The sequence below is a fragment of the Labrenzia sp. R5_0 genome (assembly GCF_017743835.1).
GTDB lineage: Bacteria > Pseudomonadota > Alphaproteobacteria > Rhizobiales > Stappiaceae > Roseibium > Roseibium algicola.
Map to the genome: position 1 here is coordinate 168,145 of NZ_JAGHRK010000003.1, position 26,342 is coordinate 194,486.

Annotated in this window: 26 protein-coding genes; 14 read left to right on the top strand and 12 right to left on the bottom strand. The window is 60.4% G+C overall.

Features of this window, described 5'->3' with window-relative positions:
- Positions 1-282: 282 nt before the first annotated feature.
- On the top strand, positions 283-639 hold the full coding sequence (locus J7447_RS16165; protein ID WP_209170226.1) for an STAS domain-containing protein: 357 nt from the start codon (positions 283-285) through the stop codon (positions 637-639).
- A 52-nt stretch (positions 640-691) separates the two neighbouring features.
- Entirely contained in the window at positions 692-1,117 is a 426-nt protein-coding gene (locus J7447_RS16170) for an ATP-binding protein (protein ID WP_055657014.1), read from the top strand.
- 27 nt (positions 1,118-1,144) lie between these two features.
- On the opposite strand, the gene J7447_RS16175 is transcribed toward J7447_RS16170, so the two are convergent.
- Positions 1,145-2,005, bottom strand: a complete 861-nt coding sequence (locus tag J7447_RS16175) for a SpoIIE family protein phosphatase (protein WP_209170227.1) — start codon at positions 2,003-2,005, stop codon at positions 1,145-1,147.
- Positions 2,006-2,320: 315 nt separating this feature from the next.
- On the opposite strand from J7447_RS16175, the gene J7447_RS16180 reads away from it, so the two are divergent.
- The 7 genes from J7447_RS16180 to J7447_RS16210 all read left to right on the top strand — a co-directional run bounded on the left by J7447_RS16180 (position 2,321) and on the right by J7447_RS16210 (position 9,787).
- Positions 2,321-2,842 (top strand): hypothetical protein, encoded by a 522-nt coding sequence (locus tag J7447_RS16180; protein ID WP_022999188.1) that lies wholly within the window; start codon positions 2,321-2,323, stop codon positions 2,840-2,842.
- Positions 2,839-4,017 carry a class I SAM-dependent methyltransferase gene (locus tag J7447_RS16185; protein ID WP_022999187.1) on the top strand — a complete coding sequence of 393 codons (1,179 nt, stop codon included), beginning with the start codon at positions 2,839-2,841 and terminating at the stop codon, positions 4,015-4,017. Before J7447_RS16180 ends, J7447_RS16185 begins: the two co-directional genes overlap by 4 nt.
- Positions 4,014-6,398 carry a SpoIIE family protein phosphatase gene (locus J7447_RS16190; protein WP_055657017.1) on the top strand — a complete coding sequence of 795 codons (2,385 nt, stop codon included), beginning with the start codon at positions 4,014-4,016 and terminating at the stop codon, positions 6,396-6,398. Before J7447_RS16185 ends, J7447_RS16190 begins: the two co-directional genes overlap by 4 nt.
- 3 nt (positions 6,399-6,401) lie before the next feature.
- Positions 6,402-6,947 carry an ATP-binding protein gene (locus tag J7447_RS16195; RefSeq protein WP_051990044.1) on the top strand — a complete coding sequence of 182 codons (546 nt, stop codon included), beginning with the start codon at positions 6,402-6,404 and terminating at the stop codon, positions 6,945-6,947.
- A 31-nt stretch (positions 6,948-6,978) separates the two neighbouring features.
- Positions 6,979-7,317: a hypothetical protein gene (locus J7447_RS16200; protein ID WP_022999184.1), complete on the top strand. Its 339-nt coding sequence runs from the start codon at positions 6,979-6,981 to the stop codon at positions 7,315-7,317.
- Positions 7,318-7,858: 541 nt separating this feature from the next.
- Positions 7,859-8,554, top strand: coding sequence for a ribonuclease activity regulator RraA (locus J7447_RS16205; RefSeq protein ID WP_022999182.1), 696 nt, complete (start codon positions 7,859-7,861; stop codon positions 8,552-8,554).
- 48 nt (positions 8,555-8,602) lie between these two features.
- The gene (locus J7447_RS16210) at positions 8,603-9,787 is read left to right on the top strand and encodes an ATP-grasp domain-containing protein (RefSeq protein ID WP_209170228.1); all 1,185 of its coding nucleotides are present in this window, start codon (positions 8,603-8,605) and stop codon (positions 9,785-9,787) included.
- Here J7447_RS16210 and J7447_RS16215 read toward each other — a convergent pair.
- The 7 genes from J7447_RS16215 to J7447_RS16245 form a co-directional block, all read right to left on the bottom strand.
- Complete coding sequence (locus J7447_RS16215) at positions 9,772-10,761, bottom strand: Rieske 2Fe-2S domain-containing protein (RefSeq protein ID WP_209170229.1); 990 nt, start codon at positions 10,759-10,761, stop codon at positions 9,772-9,774. The genes J7447_RS16210 and J7447_RS16215 overlap by 16 nt on opposite strands.
- The gene (locus tag J7447_RS16220; protein WP_209170230.1) at positions 10,758-11,906 is read right to left on the bottom strand and encodes a GNAT family N-acetyltransferase; all 1,149 of its coding nucleotides are present in this window, start codon (positions 11,904-11,906) and stop codon (positions 10,758-10,760) included. Before J7447_RS16220 ends, J7447_RS16215 begins: the two co-directional genes overlap by 4 nt.
- Positions 11,903-13,174, bottom strand: a complete 1,272-nt coding sequence (locus tag J7447_RS16225; RefSeq protein ID WP_209170231.1) for a CoF synthetase — start codon at positions 13,172-13,174, stop codon at positions 11,903-11,905. Before J7447_RS16225 ends, J7447_RS16220 begins: the two co-directional genes overlap by 4 nt.
- Positions 13,171-13,986 (bottom strand): MBL fold metallo-hydrolase, encoded by an 816-nt coding sequence (locus J7447_RS16230; protein ID WP_353653805.1) that lies wholly within the window; start codon positions 13,984-13,986, stop codon positions 13,171-13,173. Before J7447_RS16230 ends, J7447_RS16225 begins: the two co-directional genes overlap by 4 nt.
- 5 nt (positions 13,987-13,991) lie before the next feature.
- The gene (locus J7447_RS16235; protein WP_209170232.1) at positions 13,992-14,978 is read right to left on the bottom strand and encodes an NAD(P)-dependent oxidoreductase; all 987 of its coding nucleotides are present in this window, start codon (positions 14,976-14,978) and stop codon (positions 13,992-13,994) included.
- 2 nt (positions 14,979-14,980) lie between these two features.
- Entirely contained in the window at positions 14,981-15,937 is a 957-nt protein-coding gene (locus J7447_RS16240; RefSeq protein WP_286189210.1) for a 3-oxoacyl-[acyl-carrier-protein] synthase III C-terminal domain-containing protein, read from the bottom strand.
- Between the two features lie 212 nt (positions 15,938-16,149).
- Positions 16,150-17,127, bottom strand: a complete 978-nt coding sequence (locus J7447_RS16245) for a GlxA family transcriptional regulator (protein WP_022999174.1) — start codon at positions 17,125-17,127, stop codon at positions 16,150-16,152.
- A 128-nt stretch (positions 17,128-17,255) separates the two neighbouring features.
- Between J7447_RS16245 and J7447_RS16250 the strand changes: the two genes are divergently transcribed.
- Genes J7447_RS16250 through J7447_RS16265 form a run of 4 tightly spaced genes read left to right on the top strand, consistent with a single transcriptional unit; the run spans position 17,256 to position 21,736 of the window.
- Complete coding sequence (locus tag J7447_RS16250) at positions 17,256-17,966, top strand: GntR family transcriptional regulator (RefSeq protein ID WP_209170234.1); 711 nt, start codon at positions 17,256-17,258, stop codon at positions 17,964-17,966.
- Between the two features lie 25 nt (positions 17,967-17,991).
- On the top strand, positions 17,992-18,897 hold the full coding sequence (locus J7447_RS16255; RefSeq protein WP_022999172.1) for a dihydrodipicolinate synthase family protein: 906 nt from the start codon (positions 17,992-17,994) through the stop codon (positions 18,895-18,897).
- A 2-nt stretch (positions 18,898-18,899) separates the two neighbouring features.
- Positions 18,900-20,399, top strand: a complete 1,500-nt coding sequence (locus J7447_RS16260; protein ID WP_209170235.1) for an aldehyde dehydrogenase — start codon at positions 18,900-18,902, stop codon at positions 20,397-20,399.
- Positions 20,396-21,736 carry an FAD-binding oxidoreductase gene (locus J7447_RS16265; protein ID WP_209170236.1) on the top strand — a complete coding sequence of 447 codons (1,341 nt, stop codon included), beginning with the start codon at positions 20,396-20,398 and terminating at the stop codon, positions 21,734-21,736. Before J7447_RS16260 ends, J7447_RS16265 begins: the two co-directional genes overlap by 4 nt.
- Positions 21,737-21,760: 24 nt before the next feature.
- Here J7447_RS16265 and J7447_RS16270 read toward each other — a convergent pair whose 3' ends face one another.
- Positions 21,761-22,783: a permease gene (locus tag J7447_RS16270; RefSeq protein ID WP_209170237.1), complete on the bottom strand. Its 1,023-nt coding sequence runs from the start codon at positions 22,781-22,783 to the stop codon at positions 21,761-21,763.
- Positions 22,784-22,873: 90 nt separating this feature from the next.
- Between J7447_RS16270 and J7447_RS16275 the strand changes: the two genes are divergently transcribed.
- On the top strand, positions 22,874-23,719 hold the full coding sequence (locus J7447_RS16275; RefSeq protein ID WP_209170238.1) for a LysR family transcriptional regulator: 846 nt from the start codon (positions 22,874-22,876) through the stop codon (positions 23,717-23,719).
- A gap of 15 nt (positions 23,720-23,734) precedes the next feature.
- Here J7447_RS16275 and J7447_RS16280 read toward each other — a convergent pair whose 3' ends face one another.
- From J7447_RS16280 to J7447_RS16290, 3 genes are read right to left on the bottom strand one after another with little or no spacing between them, the layout of a single operon-like run.
- Entirely contained in the window at positions 23,735-24,469 is a 735-nt protein-coding gene (locus J7447_RS16280; protein WP_286189211.1) for an SDR family oxidoreductase, read from the bottom strand.
- Positions 24,466-25,197, bottom strand: a complete 732-nt coding sequence (locus J7447_RS16285; protein WP_209170239.1) for an SDR family oxidoreductase — start codon at positions 25,195-25,197, stop codon at positions 24,466-24,468. Before J7447_RS16285 ends, J7447_RS16280 begins: the two co-directional genes overlap by 4 nt.
- A gap of 13 nt (positions 25,198-25,210) precedes the next feature.
- Positions 25,211-26,314 carry a mandelate racemase/muconate lactonizing enzyme family protein gene (locus J7447_RS16290; RefSeq protein ID WP_209170240.1) on the bottom strand — a complete coding sequence of 368 codons (1,104 nt, stop codon included), beginning with the start codon at positions 26,312-26,314 and terminating at the stop codon, positions 25,211-25,213.
- Positions 26,315-26,342: the final 28 nt, after the last annotated feature.

A 26,342-nucleotide genomic window follows, 5' to 3' on the forward strand; every position in this document is an offset into this window, starting at 1 on the left:
GTTTCCAGCCAGGCGCCGGTTATGTTCGTCTGGATGAGGTGACCCGTCGCAGGGCCCCGATAGCTGTCCCCGGCAAGCAGACCGAACGCGAGCCGGATCGAGAGTTGCCGGGAAGCATGCAGAAATTTGCTTATCCCTGGTCTCGTAGCCTTTCGCGTGGTGCGCCTTTATAAAATGTACAAGTTTCACGCTGAAATTGCGTGGCAGATGCTTTCATCGGTTGAAACCGGAGGCTGTCGGCTTTTTGCAGTCCGGGCACCGATGCAGATTTGGGAAATGGCAATGACCGCAGACGTCGCAGAAATCACCATCGGCCACGAGACGGACGGCGACCTGATCGTTGTTCGTCCTGTCGGCAAGCTGGACACGCTCAGCGCAAAAACCTTCGAAACCTACCTGAAGAAACTGATCTCGGAAAAGCCGGCAACCTTGCTGATCGATATGGAGCAAGTGGACTACGTCACCAGTTTCGGGCTGAGATCACTGTTGATCGTTGCCAAGCTTCTGGCTCCTTCCGGAGACAAGCTGGTGCTGTTCCAGGTGAACCAGTCCGTGGTCGATGTCCTCAAGATCTCCGGCTTTCTGAAGATCATGCAGGTGGCGGAAAGCCGGGAAGACGCAAAGGCGCTGGCGGGTTGACCGAAGCTCACGCCCAGCAGCTTGAATTGAACAACGTCCGGCAGGGAACGGGATGGTGGATCTCGAGACGGTGACAGTTCGAAACGACCTGGAGGACCTGCCGGCGGTCTATACCGTGCTGGAGCGGTTCTGCACAGGAGCGGGCCTGTCCGACGCGGTCCGCCGTACCCTGTGCCTGGTCGTTGAAGAGCTGTTCGCCAATACCGTTGCCTACGGCTATCCGGATGGCGGCAAGGACCAGATCGCGGTCACGGCGGCGCTTGGGCCGACACACGTCAAGCTCGTCCTGTCCGACAGGGCGAGACCATTCGACAACAGCGGCATGCCGTCCGGTCCACCGGAAGCGGACACAGTCGAGGACATGGGCATTGGCGGTCTGGGACTTTATCTGGTGCACCAGCTGGCCGATGACGTTGCGACCCAACGGATCGGAAACGTCAACCACACCACGGTTCTGGTGCCTCGCGCCAAGGATTGACGGGCACCTTGCTGCAAGGCGCTTCCCTCAGAAGGCAAATTCCATCATGGAGAAATCGTCCGGCAGGGGCGCATTGTCGTGGAATGTGGCCAGCCAGTCGTAGATGGCTTGAGGGACGGTTCCGTCCACGGATTTCGATTTGTCCGCGAGCTCGGCCCAGGTCAGTGTCCGGCCATCCGCATCCTCGATTTCGTAGGTGCCGTCGCTGATGACGAGCAATCGGTCGCCCGGGCGAACGTCGAATGTACCGCCATCGAATTCCATGTCTGGGATGGCGCCGATAACCATGCCTTCCGGCGTTCCGAGGCCGATGACGTCCAGCCCCGATGCCGAAGGCCGCATGAGAATGGCAGCAGGGTGGCCGCCGGAGGCATAGGCCAGTTGCCGGGTCGAGCGCCGATAGACGCCATACCAAATGGTGAAGAACATGTTGTTCTGCCGTTCCATCGGAAAGGCATTGTTCAGTTTGGCAAGAACGTTTGCCGGGTCACGAAAATCGGTGCCCCCAAGCGCATTCGAGCGCAGCACGTTGATGATTGCGACAGACAGCAATGCGGCCCCGACACCATGGCCGCAGACGTCGATCAGGTAAATTGCGAAATGATCGTCGTCGAGGTCGTGATATCCGAACGAATCACCGCCCAGTTCGGTCGACGGCACCAGAAGCCAGTCCGCTTTCGGGGCTTCCGGTCGCCTTTCCGGCAGGATGGAATAAACATAATTGCCGGCATCACGAAGCTCCGCTTCCAGGCGTTCCTGGGTGCGGGTCAGCAGGATGTTGTATTCGGCCAACTGGTCTTCCACGGCTTCGCCATGTTCGATCGTTGCCTCGTAAAGCAGCTTGAGGTCGTCATGTTCAGCGCGCAATTCCTCAAGTTCTCTGCGCACTCGCGCGAGTTCGCCAGCGGAAGTGTCTGGTTGGGCAGCGGCGCCAAAATTACTGGTGCTTGTCATGTTGTAAATATGATGCCTTTACGGACGCGCGGTGGAAACCCAAAGTTTAGAGTTGTGCTGCTATGTTAATGAAGCAGAAAACATTGGAGCAATCGCGGTTGATATATCCTTGGCAATGAGCGACACCGTATTGTTAAATACATGAATTATCGATGACACGAGTCCAATCGGCCAAAATTTCCAGCTTTCTCGTATAACAGAAGTGCATCGCTTTGAGGTGCAATTGACCACGCCAGCGGGGGAATAAAAATGCAGGCACCTTCTGAAGGCATATCATCAAATTCCGGTCTGCCGCAGATGATTCACCTGGATTTGGACATCAAGGATTTTTGCACCGACTGGACCCATTGCGATCTCATGTCGGGATACATTGCCCGAATGGTCAGCCACAACCGGCTGGATTCGCTCCTGTTTTCCAATCTCTATTCGTCGGCTTTGAACGAGCTGCTGGAAGCGGTGTACCGCACCCACGGCTCCGGCGGCAAACTGCAATGCGCGGTTCAGCGCGACGGCAATGTCGACAGGATCGAACTGACTTTCCCTGCGGACGAAGAAACCTACAAGATCTATGAGACCGCCATTGCGAAGGTCAACGGCGAGGACGCCGAAACGCTTTATCTGGAAGCGCTGTTTGCCGACGCCGAACCGGATGCGAGCCTCGGGCTCCTGGAACTCGGCGTCGACTATGGCGCCCGGCTTGCCATCGGACGGAGCGAAGACGGCCGCATGAGCCTGGTTGCAGAGCTCGTGCTTGAGGACGACACAGAATGATCGCTGATAATATGACACAGGCCTTTCAATGGACCTTCAACGAGAACGATCAGGAGTTCTCGCTCCATGGCAGCTTGCGCCCCCAACGGGCCGAGGAACTGCATGGCTGCTTTTCCGCGATGGAACAGTCCGTCGCCAAGGTGAGCGGAAAATTCTACGTCAACGTCAGGCGCCTGGTGCGCATGAACAACGTCGCCTTCCACGCATTTGCCGGCAAGATCCTGGATCTTGTGCGCAACCGCAGCGATCTGAGCGTTCATGTGACGACGTCGAGTGTCGTCGGCTGGGCAACGCGCAAGTTCGCCGTGCTTGAGACGATGTCCGACAAGATCACCGTCAGCGAATACGACAACGAGTTCTACCCGGGACAGTCCTTCGTCGAGGACAGTGAATTCATTCATGTCCTGCGGACACAGACCAAGCTTACCTGGCGCCATGAGAAGGAACTTCTTCGCCGCCACGGCCTGAAGCCGGGGATGCAGGTGGCCGACATTTGCTGCGGCATCGGCGATTTCGCCGTACTCCTGCAAAAGGAGTTCGAGCCCGACCGTCTTGTCGCGCTGGACCATTCCAGATCCAGCCTCGACTACGCACGCCGTGTCGCCGCCGACTTCGGCATCAAGGGCATTGACTATGTCTTTGGCGATGCTGCGGACATGCTGCTGGAGGACAATCAGTTCGACTTCGTGACCTGCCGACATTCCCTGCAGGTGTTCGATCAGCCGGAACTGATCCTCAAGGAGCTCTACCGTATCTGCAAGCCGGGTGGCCGCATTTACGTGACCAACGAAAAGAATTCCCATTGCCTCGGCGAACCGAGATCGGAGTCCATCCAGTGGACCTATAACGAGGTCGCCAAACTCTGGCACCATTTCGATATGGATATCGAAATCGGCCCGAAATGCCGGCGCCTCCTGATCGACGGTGGTTTTGAAAACGTCACCATAGGCTCCTTCATGGTCACCAACACCGACGGCGACCCGCAGGATTTCGCAGACGTCATCGCCTCGTGGAAAAATCTCTTTGCCGGCAAAATGGCGCAGGAACGCGGCGACAGCCCCGAGTTCATCGAACGCTTCGCCAAGGGTTTTGATGATCATATTTTCGCAGCGCTCCACCCCAAGGGGTATGCGGGCTGGCCGATCTGGGTCGCCTCGGGGCGTAAGCCGCTATGAATGCACCGGTAAAGAGCCCTCAGAGTGAAAAGCAGATAGGTCGCTTTTCACTGCGAAGCTTTCGCGCCAAGTTCATTCTTGTCGTGGGCGTGGCGGTGCTGTTCGATCTGGCGCTTGCCGGTGGCATCGGCATCTGGAACGTGCAGAAGCTGTCCAGGGATGCAACGGAGCAGGTCGGTGAAGGCCTGACCACCGCGACCGAAGACTATCTGGAAACCTACATCGATACGACTGCGTTCCGCGCCGACCTTCTGATCGAGCGCGTTCATTCGGAACTTGCGACGCTTGCCTCGTCGATGCAGACACTGATCGACCACCCGGATATTCAGGAAGCGGTCGGAAACACGATTGAGGGCAGTTCGGAGTTTTCCTCCGGACTGGTCTACGACGAAAAAGGCGGTTGGTCGCAGAACACCGAGGGTGTTCCTTCCGCAGTCAGCGTCTGGGGCTACTTGCTCGATGAAGACAAGAACCCGCTTCCCAAGGCCGCAGATGAGCTGAAGAACAGCTCCTTCCTCAGCCTTGTCGGGCCTTCGATGATGTCGACAGGCGCTCCCAAGCTGCAGATCTATTATGTCGGCCCCAAGGACGCGTCGATCATGCGCGCGACCCCTTATTCGGAACAGGCGCAGACATTCGACCTGCTTTACCCCGGCCATAACGAAGGCGCGAACTTCTGGGATTTCTTCTTTCCCGGGGTCTACGAAGGTTGGCAAGGCTGGATCAAGGATCCGTCTTCCAAGCCGGTTGAATCCAATATCGTCACCACTGCTCCCTACATCGATGCGATCACGGGCAAGCTGATCGTCAGCTTCTTCCATCCCCTGTGGACGCAGGATCGCAAGGATGTTGCGGGCATGGTCGCGGTCGACATCACGCTCGAACAGCTGACTTCGCTCGTCGAAAGCCTTGAGATTTCGGAAAGCGGCTTCGGCTTCCTGACGATGTCCGACGGCAACGTGGTGGCAACGCCGAAAGCCGGCGAGGCCACACTGGGTCTGGTTTCGAGCGACGTCAGCGGCCAGGGTGTTACCGGCGTGAACCGGAACCTCAAGGAAAGCAGCCAGCCCGCCATTTCTTCCCTTGAACTCAGTGCCAAGGACGAGACCGTCATCAAGCACATCTTCCTTGAAAATGACGGTGAAGAGGTCCCCTATCTTCTGGTCCTCAAGCAGCTCAACCCGACCAACCTGTGGGATGGAACCGGCATCACCTCGGAAACGATGACGCTGGGCTTTGTCGTTTCCGAACGCGAGATCTACCAGTCGCTGATCGATGCCACCAACAACATCTCCGAGGCGACGGCCCGCATCCTGAACTACCAGCTGATTGCCTTCTGCGTCAGTATCTTCGTGGTGTTCGTTGCGGTCTATGCCATTTCCGGCCGTATCACCAAGGGCTTGTCGCAATTGGCCGCCGCGGCGCGCGCGCTGCAGAACAAGGACTATTCGGTTCGCGTTGCTATTCCGACCCGCGACGAGGTTGCGGCCGTGGGGCTTGCGTTTAACCGGATGGCGGAAGAGATCAGCTATCACACGGAGAACCTTGAAAATCTCGTCGAGGAGCGGACCAGGAAGCTGGAAACCGCGAACCACGAGATCGGCGAGCTCAACAAGCGGCTGAAATCGGAAAACCTGCGCCTCGGAGCCGAGCTGGATGTCGCCAAGCGCATTCAGGAAATGGTTCTGCCACGGTTGAGCGAACTGGAAGTCATCCCGCAGATCGAGATTGCCGCCTTCATGGAACCGGCAGACGAAGTCGGCGGCGATTACTACGACGTCCTGTTCGACGGCAGCCGCATCAAGGTCGGTATCGGCGACGTGACCGGCCACGGCCTGGAAAGCGGCGTGTTGATGCTCATGGTGCAGTCGGTTGCCCGTGCGCTTCAGGAGAAGGGGGACAAGGATCCGATTGCCTTCTTGGATGTGCTCAACCGCGCTGTCTACAAGAACATCACCCGTACCAATTCCGACAAGCACCTGACCCTTGCCTTCGTCGACTACGAGGACGGACAGGTCACCTTGTCTGGCCAGCACGAGGAAGTGCTGATCATTCGTGCCAATGGCGAAACCGAGCGGATCGACACGATGGATCTCGGTTTCCCGGTCGGGCTCGAGGCCGATATTTCACCCTTTGTGGCCACACTGGATCTTGCGTTCGGACCCGACGACATCCTGATCCTGCATACGGACGGGATCACGGAAGCGGAAAATGCGAAGGGCGAGATGTATGGCCTCGACAGGCTTGCCCAGAGCGCCCATGAAAATCGCGAAAAATCCGCTAAAGGTATTGCCGCAGCGGTCATTAATGATGTGAAGTCGCATATCGGCGACTACAAGGTATTTGATGACATCACTCTTGTTGTCTTGAAGCATAGGTAAGGCATGGTCGAGGATTTTGGAGAGACGGCTGCTTTGAACGGCGGAGACGCGAGACAATTTTGTCTCACGCTGATGGCAGAGCCGCTGGAGCTGAGCTGGCATCATTGCGGCCTGACATCGGATTTTATCGGGGAATATTTCAGCAGGGCTTGCGGCAAAGGCATCGATCCTGTCGATGCCCGCCACAGCATCAGTTACATGATCAACGAGATTCTGGAAAATGCGATCAAGTTCCGTCACGGCGGCGACATCGCGATTCACAGCTCGCTGGAAGAACAGACGTTTGAAATCCGGATCGTGAACCGGATCGACCAGGAAACGGCCGTCAAGTTTCAGGGTCACCTGAAAGCCCTGCTCGACCGCGAACCGGGAGAGCTGCTCCTGGAACGCATCGAGGAGAACGCCCTCAACCCGGACTCCTCCGGCTCCGGCCTGGGTTTGCTCACACTTATGAGCGACTACGAGGCCAAATTGGGCTGGTCTTTCGCGTCTGAGCGTGTAAGTGAAGGCGTTGAGTTGACGACATATGCTTCTTTGCGACTTTCCTGATCGCTGACATATTCCAAAGGAAGAAATCACAATGGAAATCAGCACGAACGATTACCGCGTTTGGACTGAAGGCTCCGCCATCCACTACGAAGGAACGATGCGGCTTTCAGGAACAGATGCCTACGCACCTATTCTGGACATCATGAATTCCGTTCTGGCGGCCAAGCCGGAACTCATCACCATGGACCTGACAAGCCTGGAATTCCTGAACAGCTCCGGCATCAACCTGCTCGCAAAGTTCACGATCGAAATCAGAAAGCAGCCGGAAGTCGGCGTTCGGGTTCTGGGCTCCAAGTCCATTCCCTGGCAGTCGAAATCACTCCGCAACCTGCAGCGTCTGCACCCGGCGCTTGAACTGACGATTTCCTGATCCCGCACTCGAGCGCGTGAGGACGTGCTGATGCAAGCGCAACGGAAATGCTCGCAGACTTCCGGCCTCGGTTTCAAGAAGGCCGGATGAATTGCGCATGTCGCAGGCCTAATATCCGTCCTCGTTGCAACAGGCTTTCAGCCGTCCCGCCAGTCTCCCGGACTTGATAGAGAAAATCTCGGCAAGGCCATCCTGATCACGGCGCAGGCCGCAGCTGGCGCTATCAGCGCCGTGAAGGTTGCCCGCAAAGCGCCGGTCAAGTGATCGGGCAGGGTCTGCAATCCTGCTCGGAGCCTCAGGCCATGAAGTTCCTGTCGCGGCGGTGAAGGGCTTTCCACCGCTCGTGATCCGCCAGGCCGGTTCCTGACTTTCCCGTTTCAAAAATCCCTTGGCCGGCAATGCGATCCGGCGGAATATGCCGGTTGATCCGCTGGCTCCCGTGCCGCGGGCAGCCCACCCTTGGCAGGACTGGCGGCATCGCTTTTTGGGGTGCCGTTTCTGTCCTGTTGCTTCTTGTCAGCGCCATCTTCCGGAGGCCTTAATGACCCTGTCCGCTGAAGCCGTCGAAATCCTGAAATCCGTCAGCACGGCGACACTCACCACGATCCTTCTGAAAAAGGGACTGCGCAACGTCTGGATCCGCGGGGCAATGCCGCTCGATCGCTCCAGGCCTCGGATCGTCGGGCCGGCATTTACCCTTCGTTTCGTGCCTGCGCGTGAAGACCTGGCAACGCCCGCTTCCTGGGGCTCTCCCATTTCAACACGTGCGGCCATCGAGGAGATGCCGGAAGGATGCGTCGCGGTCATCGATGCGATGGGCATCCGCGACGCCGGTGTCTTCGGCGATATCCTGTGTGCCCGTATGCGCAAACGCAATGTCGCTGGCATGGTCACAGACGGCACAGTGCGCGATCTGGCCGGCGTGCTGGCGTCGGATCTGCCGGTCTGGTGCAGCGGTGTCTCGGCCCCGCCTTCGGTAGCCGGTCTAACCTTCGTCGGCTGGCAGGAAACCATCGGCTGCGGCGGTGTTGCGATCATTCCGGGCGATATCATTGTGGCAGACGGCGATGGTGCGGTCGTGATCCCAGCAGCCACGCTTGATGACGTGCTGAAAGAAGCCCCCGAACAGGAACGCATGGAGGCCTGGATCGTCGAGCAGGTCGACGCAGGTGCGAAGCTACCGGGCCTTTACCCGATGAACGAGGAAACCAAAGCGCGCTACGAAGCCGAACGCTGAGGGGCGTCGGATGCCGGGATCTGCATTCGATAAGGGAATCTGACGACGATGCTGCCCGGCTGCCATGCCTCTTCCGGCCAGACTGTTCTGATAACGGGTGCTCGCGCGCCTGTTGCCCTGCATCACGCCCGGCTGTTTCATGCCGCTGGTTGGCGTGTTGTTCTGGCCGATATGCCCGCGCGCCCAGTCTCCCGGGCAAGTCGTGCCTGCGCACTCTATCAGCGTCTGCCATCGCCAAGGTTTCATCCGGAAGATTTCACTGACGCGCTCGAGGCGCTGATCGAACGCGAAAAGCCGTCCCTGATTGTCCCGACCTGCGAGGAGGTCTTCTACCTGGCGGCAATCCGGGAGAGGCGTGGCCTTGGGGCGGAGCTGTTCGCGCCAGGTCTCGACCTGCTTCAGACGTCCCACAACAAGCATGACTTCATCAAGCTGTGTGAAAGGCTCGGGATCGCCGTACCCGAAACACGGCTGCTGACATCTCGGGAAGATGTCACCGACCTTGGCAAGCAGGCCGAAAGCCTTGTGTTCAAGCCCGTCTGGTCGCGCTTCGCCGGTCAGGTCCTTGTTTCGCCAGCGTCCCGCAAGTTGACGCAAGTGGTGCCGAGCGCTGCAATGCCCTGGGTTGCCCAGGAACGGTTGGAAGGAGACGAGATCAGTGCCTACGTCCTGGCGCGCGACGGCAAGGTGCTGGCAGTGTCGATGTACCGTTCGCTTTACCGGGCCGGTGCTGGCGCGGGGATCTGTTTTGAACCGGTAACGGACCCGGCAGCACGGGCTTTTACAGAAACATTCGTCGGGAACACCGGTTGGACCGGGCAGGTTTCGTTTGACCTGATGCGCCTTGAAGACGGCTCTGTGCGCCCGCTGGAATGCAATCCGCGCGCGACCAGCGGCCTGCATTTTTTCAAGGACGCGGCCCGGTTTGTCCGCACGCTTTTGCAAGGTGGTGACGAAGTCTTGCCGGACGTAACGGACATTCAGGCCGTGCGGCTGGCCATGTGGGTCTACGGTCTGCCTTCAGCGCTCCGCTCACGAGACTTTGCCCATTTCCGGGAGGTTCTCGGTGCGGCCGAGGAGATCCTCCGAACCGAGGACGATCCCGCGCCCGGGCGCGCGCAAATACCCGCCTTGCTGGAAATCGCGGCCATAGCCATGCGCAACCGGATCAGTCTTCAAAGCGCCACCACGAGGGACATCGAGTGGAACGGGCCGGATCAAAGTTCGATGTAGGCACTTCTGGGGGACGCTGCCGCATTTGGCAGATCGCCTTTTTCAATTGCCTCGATGTCCCTTCGCAAATAGTCGAGCGGTCCGATCAGAGGCCTTGCGTCCGGAAAGCACGCCGCGTTTTCAAGTGAGGATTTCAGCACGCGGCGGTCTTGTTCCAGAGCGATGCGGAACATCGGCTGGAACATCCAGGACTTGACCCGGTCGAGCAGTCCCTCGTTCGGTCCGATCAGGCAACCGATACCTTCAACAAGTCCATCGGCCGCCTGCCGCAAATGGAAGGTGGTTGCCAGTGCAAGGCCGTTTTCACCCCAATATTCCAGCTCGGCGATACCGGGAAAGCGATACCGCCCGACAGTCCGCACCCGCCCGGCTTCCAGCAGCCTGCTGATCAGGCCATGCTGCCGGTCCTCCCCGGTATAGACGGCCTCGACCCAGCCAGGCCCACCGGTGATATCGACCCGAACCCGATGCCGCTTGCTGCTGAGGCCGCGCAGCAGGCCCTTGTGGGTGAAATGGGTGTGGGTCGCATCGAGGATGTTTTCGGCAGCATCGATCAATGTCGAGTTGGTGCTGCTGCGCACCAGGCGCACCACTGTCTTTCCGCCTTCCATCGGATGCAGGTAGGGTTCACCTGAGGGGTCTCCTTTGGAAAGAAAGACCACGCCGTCCTTCACGAAGGTCTTGAGGCCGGGAATCCGGTACCCCGGCACGTCGCCCAGGTGTCCCGGAATGGCGGTGCAGCGTCCGCCGCCGTCAAAACGCCAGCCGTGATAGGGGCATTCGATCTCGCCTCCGACGACCTTTCCTTTCGACAGTTCCATCAGCCGGTGCGGACAACGGTCGGCCAGAGCCGAAATGCCGGACGCGCTGTTGAACAGCACCACAGGTTCACCACCGAATTCGACACGGGCCGGTCGGCGCTTCAAATCCTTCACGAGCGCCGCGGCCTGCCAGAAATCCTTTGATGAAGTCATAGGTCGAAGGCCTCCAGAAGGGGAATGCCGATGCGCGACAGAAGCTTTTCGAGGCTTCGCACTGCCAGTTGCCTGCGCCGGGACAGATGGCCCGCATAGACGGCGTTGAACTCGATTTCCGGTTCTGCCCCGCGCAGCCGTTTGAAGTGGCCGGCGCCCGCGCTCATGTTGAAAAAGAGAGTGTGCCGGTCTGCAATGTCCTGGCCTGCCGCCATGACCAGCCGGTAGAGCCCGTCCTTCAGCGGCAGGCGGGTGTCGTATCCAACCAGCGGCTGCGTCAATGTGCGGCCGTTGGCAAAGAAACCGGCTACCGCCACCAACTGGCCGCTGTCATCGCGATAACCAAGCAGTTGGAACAGGCCTCTGCGGTGGCATTCCCGGATGTAGGTTGCGGTGTACTGCGGATTGAGCGGTGTGTACTTGTCGAGATAGAGCATCTTGTAGAGCTCCGCGGCACGGTCAAAATCCGAACCCTCGAAGCTGTCGTTTTCCGCGAGCCGATAGGGCGTCTGTTGCATCAGCCTTGCGTCGTAGTGGCGGTTTTGCGTCGGCCGTCCTGGCGTTTGGTCACCGGAGTAGAGATAGATCCGCCGTGCCGCCAGAAGCCTGAACCCAGCTTGCCTGAGGGCGTTCATCGATGACCGGTCCGCCCGGCCATTGAGCGAGCGGATGACAATGGCATGCTCCGGATGGCGCTGAGACAGGGTTCTGGCGATCTCGCGGGCTGCGGCTGCATCGATTTCCGGAACTGGATTGGTCGACAGCAGCCAGTTGTTCACCTGCACCTGTCGATCAAGCCCGCTGGCCGCGATCAGCGGTGCGCAGGCCCGGATCAGCGGTCGCACCAGATGGTAGGTCAGCGGCGACTTCAGGAAATTGCGCGTTTCCTCGACTGCATAGTCGATATAGGCAGCGCTGGGTGAACAGATGTAGCACGTCGGCGGACGGCTCGGTTCGTTGATCGTCACCGGAAAACACCGCCCTGCAATCTCCAGCGAGCTGACACGCGTCGTGAGGTTGGCAACAAGATCAGGCATGGCAAAGTCGTTGCACAAACGCACGAAGGCATGAACAGTCTCGGGGGCGTTGCTCACACCTCCATTGGCCGACGTGTCCCGCATGACCGTATCCTTCGCTGTGGTCATGATTGAGCCTGCCGCCTAAACCGGCTTTCCACCCGCCGCAGCTTGCGGGTGCTTTCCAGGGGCAGCCTTTCCCGGCGGAGCGAAATTGCAGGCACAAGCCCCTGTGCGCTCAGGGTTTTGCCAAGTGCCGCCAGGGCCGCTTCAGCGCTCGTCTCCGCCACCTCCGGCGGGAGCTGCAGGGTCACCGATCCATCTGCTTCCTGCACAAGGCGAAAATCGGATATCTCGCGCGAGGCATCCAGAACCGAATTGCGCAGGATGTCGGGCGTAACCGGCACGTCCGTTCCCGCTTCGCTGGTGAAGAGAAAGATATCGTCCATCCGTCCGATCACTTCATCAACCGTCTGAAGCGGCGAGCCACAGGAGCATGGCGTCGACGACAGGCGCAGGAGATCGTTCATCCGGTATCGCGCCATGATCTGGAAATCGCGGCGAAAGCCTGTCACCAACGGAGTGACGAGATCGTTTGCGACCGGCTCAAACTCGAAAAAATTGGCATCCTCGGCAAGATGCAGGCGGCCATTGGCACATGTCACGGCGAAAAGACCTTCAGTTGCCATGTAGATCTGCCCGAGGGGAATGCCGAACCTCTTCTCGACAACGACCCGGTCGATCGGGTCGAGCGTTTCCGCACCTGCATAAAGCTTGCGAGGGGCAAGTCGGTCCGACGTTTCCGCCAGGTGCCGCAACACCCTCGGCGGCGCGACGATGGTCGTCGGATTGAAGGTTTCCAGTTCGTCCAGCCAGGAAGCGATGCCATGGCGCAGATCGAAGAACCGCAAGTGCAGTTGCCGCAGTCTGGCAGGGCTTTCGTAAAGCGAGGAGGACTGCGGCAGGATGATCGCAACCCGTTCCGGATGCCAGAGAAAGCGGGGTAAGGTCTTGGCCAGAATAGTGCCGAGCCAACGGAACCGCTCTGGTGCGGTAATGGCATAGAGGCCGCGGTTGCCGCTGGTGCCCGTACTGGCTCCGATGTTGATCCCGTCGATCTCGCCGCCCGCCTCCAATGCCCGCCATCCGGCCTCGGCGGTGATCCGGGCCCTGTTGAAGGCTTCGAACCGGCTCATCACGATGGCTTTGTCGATCACCGGCAGTTGGTCGAGGCGCGGCGGCGCGTCGCGGTAGAAATCGACCTTGGGAAGCGACTGGCGCAACCAGCCATCCAGTCGACGTTTCTGCCAGTCCTCGAAAGCCTTTCGAGATCGGCCACTGCGGCCGGTCCAGAGCGTTTCGGCAAAGGCAATGCCAGTCTGAAAACGCCCGTTCATTCCGAAGCCTCCGGCAAATCGTATGGACTGTCGGACGGATCGTGGCACAGCAGAACATCGCCGCCTTGCTCCCGGAAGGCGGCAACCCGGCGGCTGCTTGCCGCAAGTGCCCGGCGATCCGAAGCGACAAGAGCCGCGGGCAGTCCGGGGGCCTTGCCGGGATCAAGCGCTGCCGCACACCACTGGGTATCGACCGCATAAAGCAATGGCACTGGCTGTGCGGCAAAGCAAATGCCGAAATGGCCTTCCGCATGACCGGGCAGATTGACGGCCAGCGTCTCACCATCACCAAAGAGATCAGCTCCTTCGCCAAGCCCATTGGGAGCGGGCTTGACCGGCAGTTGGTCGATATCGACGATCCGGCTGGAGAGATCCTGCGGCAGCAACTCGTCAAAGACGCCGTGGCGCAGATTGGAAAACCTTGAGCGCGCCTCGACACGAGCGTGCACCGCTGCCTTCGCATAGATCCTCGCCTTCGGGAATAGGTGAAGCGCGGCAACATGATCGGCGTGAAAATGGGTCAGCACGATGGCTGCAACATCTGCTGTGCTTGCGCCCAGGCGATCAAGCACACGGGTGGGCTGATGCTCTTCGATCAGCGTCGGCCGGAGCAGACTGGCATAGATCCGAAGCGGCAGACTGCGCCCGGCACCTTCCGTGACCCGGGGACCGTAACCTGTATCGATCAGCACCAGTCCGGCGGTCGGGTGCTGGTAAACCCCATAGCGTACCTTGAAGCGAAGCGGGTGACGCCCACCACTACGGACCACCAACCGCTCAGGCGCGGAAACAAAAGCGCTGTTTGCAAACACCGGGGTCAACGGGCGTTCCCTTCGACAAGTGTTTTTGCAAGACCGCTTTCTAAGTCGATCCGCGGTCGCCAGCCCAGTAACCGCTCCGCCTTGGAAATGTCGAGGCTCTGCCGGAAGGCGAAGAGGCCGAGCGTATAGGGTGTCGCCAGAGGTTCGCCGGCGCCAGGCACAATCAGACTTGCCGTCTCCAGAAGCCTGGCCACCAGGACAGCCGGGGCCAGGGAGCGGTTCTGCCAGCGAACCGGAATGCCCTTGGCGGCACAGACACGCTCGACAATGAAACGCACCGGCAAAGGTTCGCCTCCGGAAATGTTGAACGTCTCGCCTTCGCATTCCGGAGAGGCTTCAAGGGCCGTCTCGACGGCTGAGAGCAGATCATCGACATGGGTCAGGTCGATGGAGGCAGCTCCATTCCGGAAAACCGGCAAGGGCCGCTTCTGGGCTGCGGCGAGCAAACGCGGCAGGAGTGTCGTGTCCCCCGCACCATAAAGGCCGCGTGGACGCAGGTTGATCGGGCCAAGGTCGGTGCGGGTCAGCACCAGCCGTTCGGCCTCGGCCTTTGTCGCCGCATAAGCGTTGATGGGCGGCGGCAACAGCGCATCTTCCCGGACGTTCTCCTTGTCCTTCATCTCGAAATAGACGGTGGGCGAGGAAATGTTGACGAACCGTCGCACGCCAAGTTTTTCCGCAAGATCAAGCAGGTGTTTTGTCCCGGTGACATTTGCCGCCACGAAGGCGCTACGTCGTCCCCAGGGCGCGGAAAGCGCCGCGCAATGAACAATGGCGTCGACCGGACCAAAAGGCGCGATCTGATCCTTGTCGCAGGGGTTGGAAAGATCCATGCGAACGATGTCGAAGCCCTCGGCCTCAAGGTGCTGACACTGCAACTCGCTGCGGCCAAGAGCGATCGGGTTGGAGCCTTTGGCGCGCAAATGACGGATCAGGGCTCCGCCCAGAAATCCCGTTGCTCCAGTGACCAGCAAGCGCCCCATGGTCAAACCTCAAGGGCCATGCCGCAGAAGGTCACACCGGCCGATGTCCCGAGCAACAGCACGCGCATGCCGGGCTCGATCCGGCCCTGGCGCCAGGCAATGTCGAGCGCGGTTGGCAGCGATGCTGCAATCTGGTTGCCGTGGGTGCAGCCGATGTCGACCACCCGGCTGCGCTCCATGCCGGTTTCCCGGATCATGTGCTCCAGCGCGAGCGGGCTTGCCTGGTGCGGAACGACAAGGTCGATATCCTGCCGGGCCCATCCGGCTTTCGACAGCAACTGGTCGACGAACTGCGGAAAGTGCTTGTGCGTGACACGGAAGAGGTCCTTGCCGTCCATGTGAAACACGGCATGCCGGGCGAAGGCCTCGCGGTCCTTGTGAAAATCGAACCGAGTGCCTCCGGCCCCGATCTCGCATGCGGCGTAGGCGGAGGGGTAGGTTCGCAGCAGCGAGGCCGCAATGCCCGGGCCGTCATCGCCTCCTGTCGTCAGGACTGCTGCAGCCGCTCCGTCGCCGAACAAGGCGGCAACATCGGGCTGGTCTTCCCAGGGCAGTGCGCGCGAGGCGATGTCCGCGGCAAACACCAGCACCGACGTTGCTTGCCCCAGCGCAAGTTTGTTGGCGGCAAGTTCGAAAGCGGTCAGGAAGGAAAGACAAGTCGCATTGACATCGTAGGCCGCCGCCGTGCCATCGGCAAAACCCAGTCTCTGCATCACCAGTGGCGCGGTTGCCGGCAGGGTCTGGTAGGGAATTCCGCACGCACCGAGGACGAGGTCGACGTCCCGAGGCGTTTGGCCTGCCTTTTCAAGCGCGGCTTGGCAAGCCGCAACCGCCAGATCTATCTGGCTTTCCTCTGCTGCGACAAACCGGCTTGAAACGCCGGACAGTTTCTGAAGATGTCCGGCAGGAAAGCCCAGCTGAAGATCGAGGGTTTCCGAGGTGACGGACTTTGCAGGCAAGGCATGTCCAGTGCCTGCAATTCTGACGGGAAGAATGGATGCGGCCTCCGTTTGCGCTCCGGTCCGGACCGGCTTCAGACAAGGATCTAAGTCACGGGCCGAAGACACGCAAGGAGGATGGGGCATAGTACCAGGCGGAGAAGCCGGAACCGGCTTGCCAGGAATTGGGGCAGCATTTCAAAACGCGGGCAGATCGCAGCCCCAGGACCCGGTCATGCCCTTTGAAACGCAGCCTGTGTTCCCGCGGAGCAAAGACGTTGATTATGCGGTGTCACGCCGAACCTGTTTTGATAGGTGCGGATGAAATGCGAAGCGGATTCGTAGCCGCAGGCCAGGGCGATCTCGGACACGGACCGTTCGGTCTGCAGCAGAAGATTGCGGGCACGCGTGAGCTTCTGGTCTATGGCAAATCGTTTCGGCGACACCTTCAGGTGTTTCTGGAACAACCGCTCGAGCTGCCGGGTGGAAATGCCGATCTTGCGGGCGATCTCGGATGTCGGCAGGTAATAGGGCGCGCTTTCGTTCAGCAGACGAATTGCCTCTGCAATATGCGGGTTCCGGATTCCGTGCCGCGCCTGTAGTGAAATCTGCTGGGCAGCGTTGGCAGGCCGAACACCGGAATAGACCATCATGTCCGCAATCGCGACCGCCAGGTCCGTACCGTGGGCTTCGCCGATCAGGTGCAGCATCATGTCGGTCGCCGCGGTGCCGCCGGATGCGGTGACGAAGGCCTCGTCCGTGACGAAGACATTCTTGCACAACTGCACGTCCGGAAAGGTTTCCTCGAAACTGTCGTGGAACGACCAGTGAATGGCTGCGCGGCGGTCGTTCAATAGGCCAGCCTTGGCAAGAATATAGGCGCCCGAACAGATAGCACCGATCTGGGTGCCCCGGGCACGCTCCCGCCGCAGGAAGCTCAGCACCTCCGGCGCCGCCCGGTCGCCGACATTCTGACCGGAGATCAGGAACAGGCTGGAGCGCGCGGGCAAAGGACCGAGGCCCTGATCCACCAGCGTCACGGTTCCGTTGGAGCAGACCGCCCTTTGACCATCGGGTGAGGCCAGTCGCCACCGGTAGATTTCCTCTCCCTGAAGCAGGTTGGCGATACGCAGCGGCTCCACCGCGCAGGCGAAGGCGATATGCGAAAAATCTTCAAGCAACAGGAAGGTGACGTCAGTGGTTCGGGACATGTCGCTTTTCTCCGGCCTCTGTCGCCTCTGGCCGATCAGGGCCTTTCGGGCGCATGTATTATTATTGTGTTGATATTGTACACATCATGTATACAAACGAGTCAACTGAATTCGGAATGGAGCGTCACATGCCCCCTGTACGCGGCACGGCAAAGTCGAATGCCTATGAGGATCTGAAACGCGCGATCCTGACGTTGGAGCGCAAGCCCGGCAGCCCGCTGGAAGAAACCGATCTGTGTGATCTCTACGGCCTCTCCCGGACCCCTTTGCGCGAGGTGCTGCAGCAGCTGGCGGGTGAAGGCTATGTCACGCTGCAGCTCAATCGGGGTGCGCGCGTTTCCGACATGACCCACTACACGCTGCGGGACTTTTTCCTTGCCGCACCGCTGATCTACAGCGCCGTGCTTCGGCTTGCCGCGCAGAACGCGACGCCGACACAGATCGAGGAATTGCGTCAGGCTCAGAAAGAATTCCGGGCCGCCATGGCAAGTGGCGACGTGATTGAACGGGCACTTACAAACGACCGTTTCCACCGCATCACCGGCCACATGGCGGGCAACAGCTACCTGCTGGCGAGCCTTGACCGGTTGCTGATCGACCATACCCGGATCGGCATGACCTTTTTCCGCCCCAAGTCCGGTGCGAAGGAAGATCGCCTCGAGCTGGCCGGTCGCCAGCATGACGAGATGATCGAGGCGATCGAGCAGGGCGACGACAACCGCGCCGCGGAACTGGCGCTGGAGCACTGGGCTCTCTCGCGTGACCAGATCGAACTGTTTGTCATGCCTGAAGGCCTGGAAGCTCCGCTCGGCATCCCACCCAAACTCAAATCCGCATGAGGCAGACACCGCGATGACCCCAATCATGAAGTTCGAAGGCATCTACACGCCCGTGGTCACGCCCTATGACGGCGAAGGCAACGTGGTCTGGGATGCCCTGGCCGCTGTTGTCGACCATCTTGTCGACAGTGGTGTGCACGGCCTGATTTCCGGTGGATCAACGGGCGAAAACTATGCCCAGACCGTCGAGGAACGTCTCGAACTGGCGCGCTTTACCGCGCAAAAGCTCGCAGGCCGCCTGCCTCTGATCGTGGGAACGGGAACCATGAGGACACCGGATTCCATCGCGCTGGCGGAAGGTGCCGCGGAGATCGGGGCCGATGCCATTCTGGTGGCAACACCGCCCTATTCGGTGCCGACGGAGCGGGAAAACGCGCTCAATGTCCTGACCATCGACCGGGCCGCCGATCTTCCGATCATGCTCTATAACTATCCGGGACGGATGGGGGTGAACATGGGCGAGGAGTTCCTCGACCGGGTTGGCCGTTCGCGCAATGTCTGCGCCATCAAGGAAAGCTCTGGCGACATCAACCGCGTCCACCTTCTGGCACGCGACTACCCGCACATCCAGATGTCCTGCGGCATGGACGATCAGGCGCTGGAATTCTTCGCCTGGGGGGCACGCAGCTGGGTGTGCGCCGGCTCGAATTTCCTGCCCGAAGAACATGTCGCCCTTTACCGGGCCTGCGCCGTTGAAGGGGATTTCAGCAAGGGGCGGCGGATCATGTCGGCAATGATGCCGCTGATGCGCGTGCTGGAACAGGGCGGCAAGTTCATTCAATGCGTCAAGCACGGGGTGGAAATGAGCGGGCTCTATGCCGGTCCGCCGCGCCCGCCGTTGAAGGCACTCAACAAGGACGACAAGCGCCAACTCGATCAGGTCGTCCGGGTTCTGAAATCCACCATTCAAGACATCACGGCGGGAGAATGATCATGACCGACCTTCTGACGCGCGAGGAATACAAGGCGCTCGCTGCCGGCCTGACCTTGCCGACAAATGCTTTCATCGACGGCTCTTACCGCCCGGCGGCATCGGGCAATACCTTCGAGACGGTCAATCCCGCCACCGGCGAGACACTCGCCTCCGTGGCAGCCTGTGGTGCAGAGGATGTTGATTTCGCCGTGCTGAAGGCCCGGGAAGCCTTTGAGGACGGCCGGTGGTCGAAGCTGCATCCGTCGGAACGCAAGGACACTCTGATCCGCTTTGCCAAGCTCATCACCCGCAACCGGCGGGAGCTGGCCGTGATGGAGAGCCTCGACAGCGGCAAGACGATCTACGATTGCGAAACCGTGGATGTGCCGGAGACGATCCATTGCCTGAAATGGCACGCAGAGGCGATCGACAAGATCTACGATCAGGTCTCGCCCGCCTCCGATGATCACATCGCCATGATCGTGCGCGAACCGGTTGGCGTCGTCGGGCTGGTTCTGCCCTGGAACTTTCCGCTGCTGATGCTCGCCTGGAAAATCGGTCCGGCGCTGGCGGCGGGATGTTCGGTCATCGTCAAGCCGGCCGAAGAAACATCGCTCACCGCCCTGCGCATTGCGGAACTTGCCATGGAAGCCGGCATTCCGCGGGGTGTCTTCAATGTCGTTCCCGGCTCCGGTCCGGACGTCGGCGAACCGCTTGGCCGGCACATGGATGTCGACATGATCTCCTTCACCGGCTCGACGGAAACCGGCCGCCGGTTCCTGCGCTATGCTGCCGACAGCAACCTGAAGGAAGTCGTTCTGGAAATGGGCGGCAAGAACCCGAGCGTTGTCCTGAAGGACGTCGAAAATCTCGACAGGGTGGCTGCTCATGTCGTCAATGGCGCGTTCTGGAACATGGGCGAGAACTGTTCGGCAAGTTCCCGCCTGATCGTAGAAGAAGACATCAAGGAAGCACTCCTGGAGCGTATCCTGGCCCATGCGCGGGAATGGACGATTGGCGATCCCCTTGATCCGGAGCATCGTGTCGGTGCGCTGGTTTCCAGCGATCATTTCGCCAAGGTCAGTTCCTATCTGGACAAGGGCGCAAAGGTGTTGATGGGCGGCGGCAGCCGCGATGGCGCTTTCGTCGAACCAACCGTTCTGGAAACCGATCCGGGGACCACCATTGCGCGGGAGGAAATCTTCGGCCCGGTCTTGAGCGTTCTGACCGTGAGAAGTTTCGATGAGGCAATCGCGCTGGCCAACGATACGCAGTATGGCCTTGCCGCCTCGATCTTCACCGGCAACGCCAGAAAGGCGCTGCGTGGTGCCCGGGCGATCCGGGCCGGCACCGTGACCGTTAATTGCTTTGGTGAAGGCGACATCACTACGCCGTTCGGAGGGTTCAAACAGTCCGGTTTCGGCGGGCGGGACAACAGTTTGGCGGCACACGACCAGTACACCCAGCTGAAGACCATCTGGCTGGATCTGTCCGACGACGAGGACGAGGCCGTCGGATGACGAAACGGGCCGCCGACACTCTGCCGAACCTGCAAGGCCCGGCGGCCTGGAACACCATCCTGCCGAGACAACAGCCCGCGCAGGTGCTGAGCGAACAGATCAGCGCGGATGTCACGATCATCGGTGCCGGTTTTGCCGGTCTGTCGGCGGCGCGGCGCCTTCTCCAGTCAGACCGAAATCTCAAGGTTGTCGCGCTCGACGCTTGCCGGGTTGCGGAAGGATCGGCCGGACGCAATTCCGGATTCATGATCGACCTGCCGCATGAGCTGACATCGGATGATTATGCCGGTAACGGTGACGACAAGTCTCTGATCGCCCTCAATCGAGAGGCAATCGGCTTTGCGCGTGGCGCGGTCGAGGACTACGGGATCGACAGGAACTATTTTGATCCGGCAGGCAAGATCAACGGTGCGGCTAGCATCAAGGCCGATCATCATAACCGCAGTTATGCCGACCATCTGACGAGCCTCGGTGAAAAATATGAGCTGCTCGACCGCCAACAGATGGCGGACCTGACCGGAAGCAGACACTACGTTGGCGGACTTTATACCCCCGGTACGGTCATGCTGCAGCCCGCCGGATATATCCGCGGACTTGCCGCCGGACTTCGGCGGGAAGGCGTGCAGGTTTTCGAGCAAAGCCCGGCCCTGTCTTTCGCCAGGGAGGGCGAAAGCTGGAAGGTGGAAACGCGATCCGGATCCGTTTCAACGACAAAAGTCATCCTCACGGTCAATGGTCATCTGGAGAGTTTCGGTTTCGAACGAGACCGGCTGATGCAGCTGTTCCTGTTTGCCGTCATGACGCCCGAGCTCGACAGTGAGGCGTTGAAGAAACTTGGCGGCCAAAGCCGCTGGGGCATCACGCCATCTGATCCGATGGGGACGACGTTGCGCCGGATCGACGCCGGTCAGGGTGGAAACAGGATCGTTACGAGAACCTGCGCCGTCTTGAAACCCGACATGCGGCTGACACCGGCAAGCGTGGAACGTGCGGCCCGTGTCATGCAACGCAAGTTCGACCGGCGTTTTCCGCAGTTGGCAGGGTTGAAGATGGAACACAAGTGGGCAGGACACCTTTGCCTGTCGCTGAATGGTGTCTCGGTCATGCGAGAACTGGAGCAGGACGTGTTTTCCGGTTGCGTGCAAAATGGTCTCGGCACCGCACGCGGAACCCTGACCGGCATGGGTGCCGCTGATCTCGCGCTGGGACAGACCAGCAGCATCACCCGTCATTTCGGTGCTGAAGCCCGGCCGAAAAAACTGCCGCCACAGCCATTCCGGGAAATCGGTGCCAATGCCGTGCTGCGCTGGAAGGAATGGCGCGCGGCCGAGGAATGAACCCGGCCAGAGTCCGACCGGGCGTCAGTAGACCCATTCGAACACATAGCCCGAGATCAGTGAGCCGGTAACGGCAAGCGCCAGGTAAAGCAGAAACGGGCGCAGTTTCAGTACGGGGAATATCGCAAGCGCTCCCCAGATGCTGACAACACCTCCGGAGACCAGAAACGCCATCGCCGCGCCGGGCGACATGCCGTTGTCGATGAGACCGCGGGTCAGCGGCAAGGCCGCATAACCGTCGATATAGGCCGGTGCGCCGACGAAGACGGCGGCGGGTATGGCCCACCAGGTGTTCGAGCCAAGATAGGCTGCCAGCGATCCCGGGGTCAGAGCCGCATTCAGCGCATATTCGGCAAAGAAGGCCGGGATCAGGCAGATCAGGATCAGCCGTGTCGTTGCCACTGCCTGCCGCGCGAAGGCCTTGCGCCGGCTGCTGTTGCGCCAGACACGCGGTTCAAACGATGTCGCGCCGTCACAGCACCGCGCCGTCAATTTCGCGGCGAGCCCATCAGACCGCAGTGCCGCTTCACCGCTTCGCTCACGCGTGAGCGCCGCTGTGACGGATCCGCCAAATACACCCAGAGCGAAGGCTGCTACGGTCTTGCCGACTGCAAAGGCGACACCGAGGGTCGCCGCCGTAGTCGCCAGCATGGCCGGATCGGTAATCGGCGAGGACAGCCAGAACGCCATGACCGGGGCAAGGGGAACCCCGGCTGCCAGCAACCCGGCCATCAGAGGCAGGATCGTCACCCCGCAGACCGGCGTAATCGCCCCCATGGCAGACGCCACGAGGACCGCGCGCATGAGCCGTCCTTCAAACGCGCGGCCGATGATCCTGTCGGCACCGCTGGCCATGATCCAGGCCGTGAGGGCTATGCCCGGCACGACGAGCGGGGCAACCTGAAGGAGACCCTGTCCGGTGAACAGGATCCCCTGTTCGAAGAACTGCGGCCACAGCCAGACAAGCCCGGCGAGAAGGCCAGCTCCGGCTCCGGCGGCAATTTTTCGGGATCCAGAAAACGTGGCTGTTGCCGTCTGTCCTTCCATGAAGGCCTCCAGTGATTGACGGCTTCAGACTAGGCGTGATCTAAGTATTGGTGAAACGAATATCTTGAATGTCAGATATTGAAAAATTGGATGAATAATCTCGACAGTGAACTCCTCCGAACTTTTCTGGCGGTCGCCGGGACGGGCAGCGTCACTGAAGGTGCCCGCCTGATCGGCCGGTCACAATCGGCAACCAGTCTTCAGATCATGCGCCTTGAAGAGGTGATCGGGCGGGATTTGTTCGAGCGGACCGGCCGCGGTGTGACGCTGACGGAGACCGGGCAGCGCCTGATGCCGGTCGCAAGGGATGTGAAAGAACGGCTGGATGCCGTCCTGAGGGAAATCACCGCCGACGGTTTGCGCGGGAAGCTTCGCCTCGGCATTCCTGACGACCATGGCCAGGCAAAGCTTGCGAAGATCCTGTCTGCCTTCGCACAATCGCACCCGCAGGTGGAGCTTGAGGTAACCTGTACGATCAGCACCGATTTCCCGGAGCTGCTGTCCAGGGGAAAGCTGGATCTTGCCGTCTACGAGGTTGAAAAGATCGGCAGGAACGAAGAGATGGTTTTCGAGGACCCGACCTGCTGGGTAATGTCGCGTTACCGGGATCTTCTGGCCGAAGAGCCGGTTCCGGTCGCCCTTTTCGACCGCGCCTGCTGGTGGCGTGAGGCGGCCCTCAAGTCGCTTGAGGCAAGAGGGAGGCCTTACCGGATTGCCTTTTCAAGCCAGAGCGTGGCGGGCGTAACGGCTGCCGTGGAAGCGGGTATTGCGATTGGGCTTCTGGGGCGGTCTACTCTCGCGGGCCACCTCAAGGTGCTTGGCAACGAGCATGGGTTTGCCTCGACACCCATGTCGAAACTTGTCATCGGCGTTGCAGCCAGCGCCAATCAGGATCTCGTCAGGACAATGAAGTCCGCTATTCGGCAGGCATTTTGAACCGCTCCAAACCCTTCAGGGCAAGCTCAACCTGGTCATTCTGCCACCGTCGACCGTGTAGACCTGACCGGTGACAAAACCGCTTTCCTCGGCTGCCAGGAAAGCGACCAAGGCGGCAACTTCCTCCGGCTTGCCCGTCCGGCCAGCCGGGTGGATCTTGCCAATATCGCGCCGGAAGGCATCTGGATCCGGGGTCGCCTTGATGAATTCGAGATTGAGTTCCGTATCGATCCAGCCTGGCGCAACCGCGTTGCAGCGGATGCCGTCCTTTCCGTGATCGACCGCAACGGCGCGCGTCAGGCCGTGAAGCCCGGCCTTGGAGGCGGAATAGGCAGCATGCAGCGGATTGCAGCCGATGCCTTCGATGGAACCGACATTGACGATGCTTCCGCGTGTCTGGCGCAAATGCGGCAAGGCATGTTTGATCATCAGGAAATGCGCGGTCAGATTGACCGCCAACGAGTGCTGCCAGTCGGCGAGCGACATGTCTTCGATCGCCGCTTCCTGCATCAGGCCGGCATTGTTGACGAGCACATCCAGCCTGCCGCCTTTCGTTACCACGTCTTCGATAATGCAGGCAGGGGCTTCCATGTCGGCAAAATCCGCCTGGACATGCTCAAACTCCGTATCCTCGCCGCGCTGGGCCGTGAAGACCCTGGCACCTTCATTTTGCAAGCGCCGGCCAATGGCACGACCAATGCCGCTTCGCCCACCCGTGACGAGGGCAATCTTCCCTTCGAACCGCATCATGACACCGGTTTCCCGCCGTTGACCTCAACCAGCGAACCGCACATGTAGCGAGCCGCATCGGAGGCAAGAAACAGAACGACGTCCGCGATATCATCCGGCCGCGCCACCCGGCCAAGAGGAACGGTCCTGCCCAGTTCGGCAATCGCCGTTGCGGGGTCAAAGCCGCGCTTTTCGAACCCGGTCCGCAACATCGGTGTGTCGACCTCATTCGGGCAGACAGCATTGATGTGTATGCCCTGGTGGGCATGGTCCCGGCCCATGCACTGGGTCAGCGAAGCGATCGCCGCCTTGGTCATGCAATAGACAGCGTGGTTCGGGCCCGGGTGAACACCCCAGCAAGAGGCGATGTTGACGATGGCCCCACCTCCGGCCTCCGCCAGCAACGGGATACCCGCCCGGCAGATACGGAAAGGAGCTTCGACATTGACCCCGATCGACAGCGCCCAGTCCTGATCGGTTGTCTCGGTCACGGGACCGCGGGTAATGACGCCGGCGTTGTTGATGATGATGTCGAGGCCGCCAAGTGCCTTGGCCGCGGTGCGGGGCAGTGCGTCTGCATAAGCCGGGTCGAGCAGGTTTCCCGAAATCCGGACTTCCGCATCAACGGCATCGCAATTCCGGTCGGCTGCGGCCACGCGTGCCCCTTCTGCCCGCAGCATGTCGGAGATGACTTTGCCGATCCCACCGGCGGCGCCCGTCACGAGGGCGCGTTTGCCTTTAAAGCGCATATCGGCCTCCAGTTCAGAAAGTAGCTATCGCCGTGCCGAACAGGGTCTCATCCGGTTCGACACCAAGGCCCGGGCCTTGTGGCAGAGCAATGTGACCGTCCCGGATGCGCACGCCTTCGCCGATGGAATAACTGCCCTCGATCATGGGCTCCGCAAGCCAGACCCCTTCCAGCAGAGACGGCTTCACAGTGGCAGCTACATGGGTACAGGCGGCGGCGATGATGTCGCCGCCCCAGGCGTCGTCGCAGGTATGCGGCAGCGAGACGGCTTCGCAGATATCCCGGAACGCAGTCATCTGCTGCAGTCCGCCGATCCGGGTCACTTTCATGCCGAACCCATCGACCAGTCCGCGTCCGGCGGCAAGGATGACCGTTGCCAGGTCGACACCGTTCTCGTCCATGTAAAGTCCATGGTGGATCTGCGGCCTGATCTTCTCCAGGTCCTCGATCCGGTTGCAGGGCTGTTCCAGAATGAACGGAATATCCGGGCATTCGCGACTGACGCGCAACGCGTCTCGTGTGGTCCAGCCTCGGTTGCCGTCGACCGCAAGACGCATGCCGGATCCGGCGATCTTGTCCCAGACCCTGCGGATCGTCTCGATATCGCGCTCGACGTCCTTCCCGCTCATCTTGATCTGCAGGCGCGGGTAGCCTTCGTCCCGTTTCTCCGCGGCAATGCTGGCGATCTCTTCGGGAGCACCGACACCGGTTGCGTAATAAGAGGGAACGCGTTCCGCCGCGACACCCCCGAGAAGGTCGGCAACCCTAAGGCCCAGATGTTTGCCGAGCAGGTCATGAACGGCAATGTCGATTGCCGCCTTTGCGTAGTTGTGCCCGTTGAGCTGGCCGTTCATGAGACGACCGATCGTCAGGGGCCGAACGTCCTGGCCAATCAGCGCAGGGGCGATCTGCTGCAGTGCCGCCTGCGCTCCACCGGAATGCGCTTCGGCGTAAGTCGGGCCGACAGGGCAGGTTTCCCCCCAGCCGGTAAGCCCGTTGTCCGCGGTCAGCTTGACCAGGGTGGTCTGGAGAGACCAGACCTCGGCGTTTGCCATCTTGTAGGGGCCGCCCTTGACCGGCAGGTCATGGCGGAAGATCTCGACAGACTTGATTTTCATGAACCGCCTCGCAGGGCAGAAGAGAAAG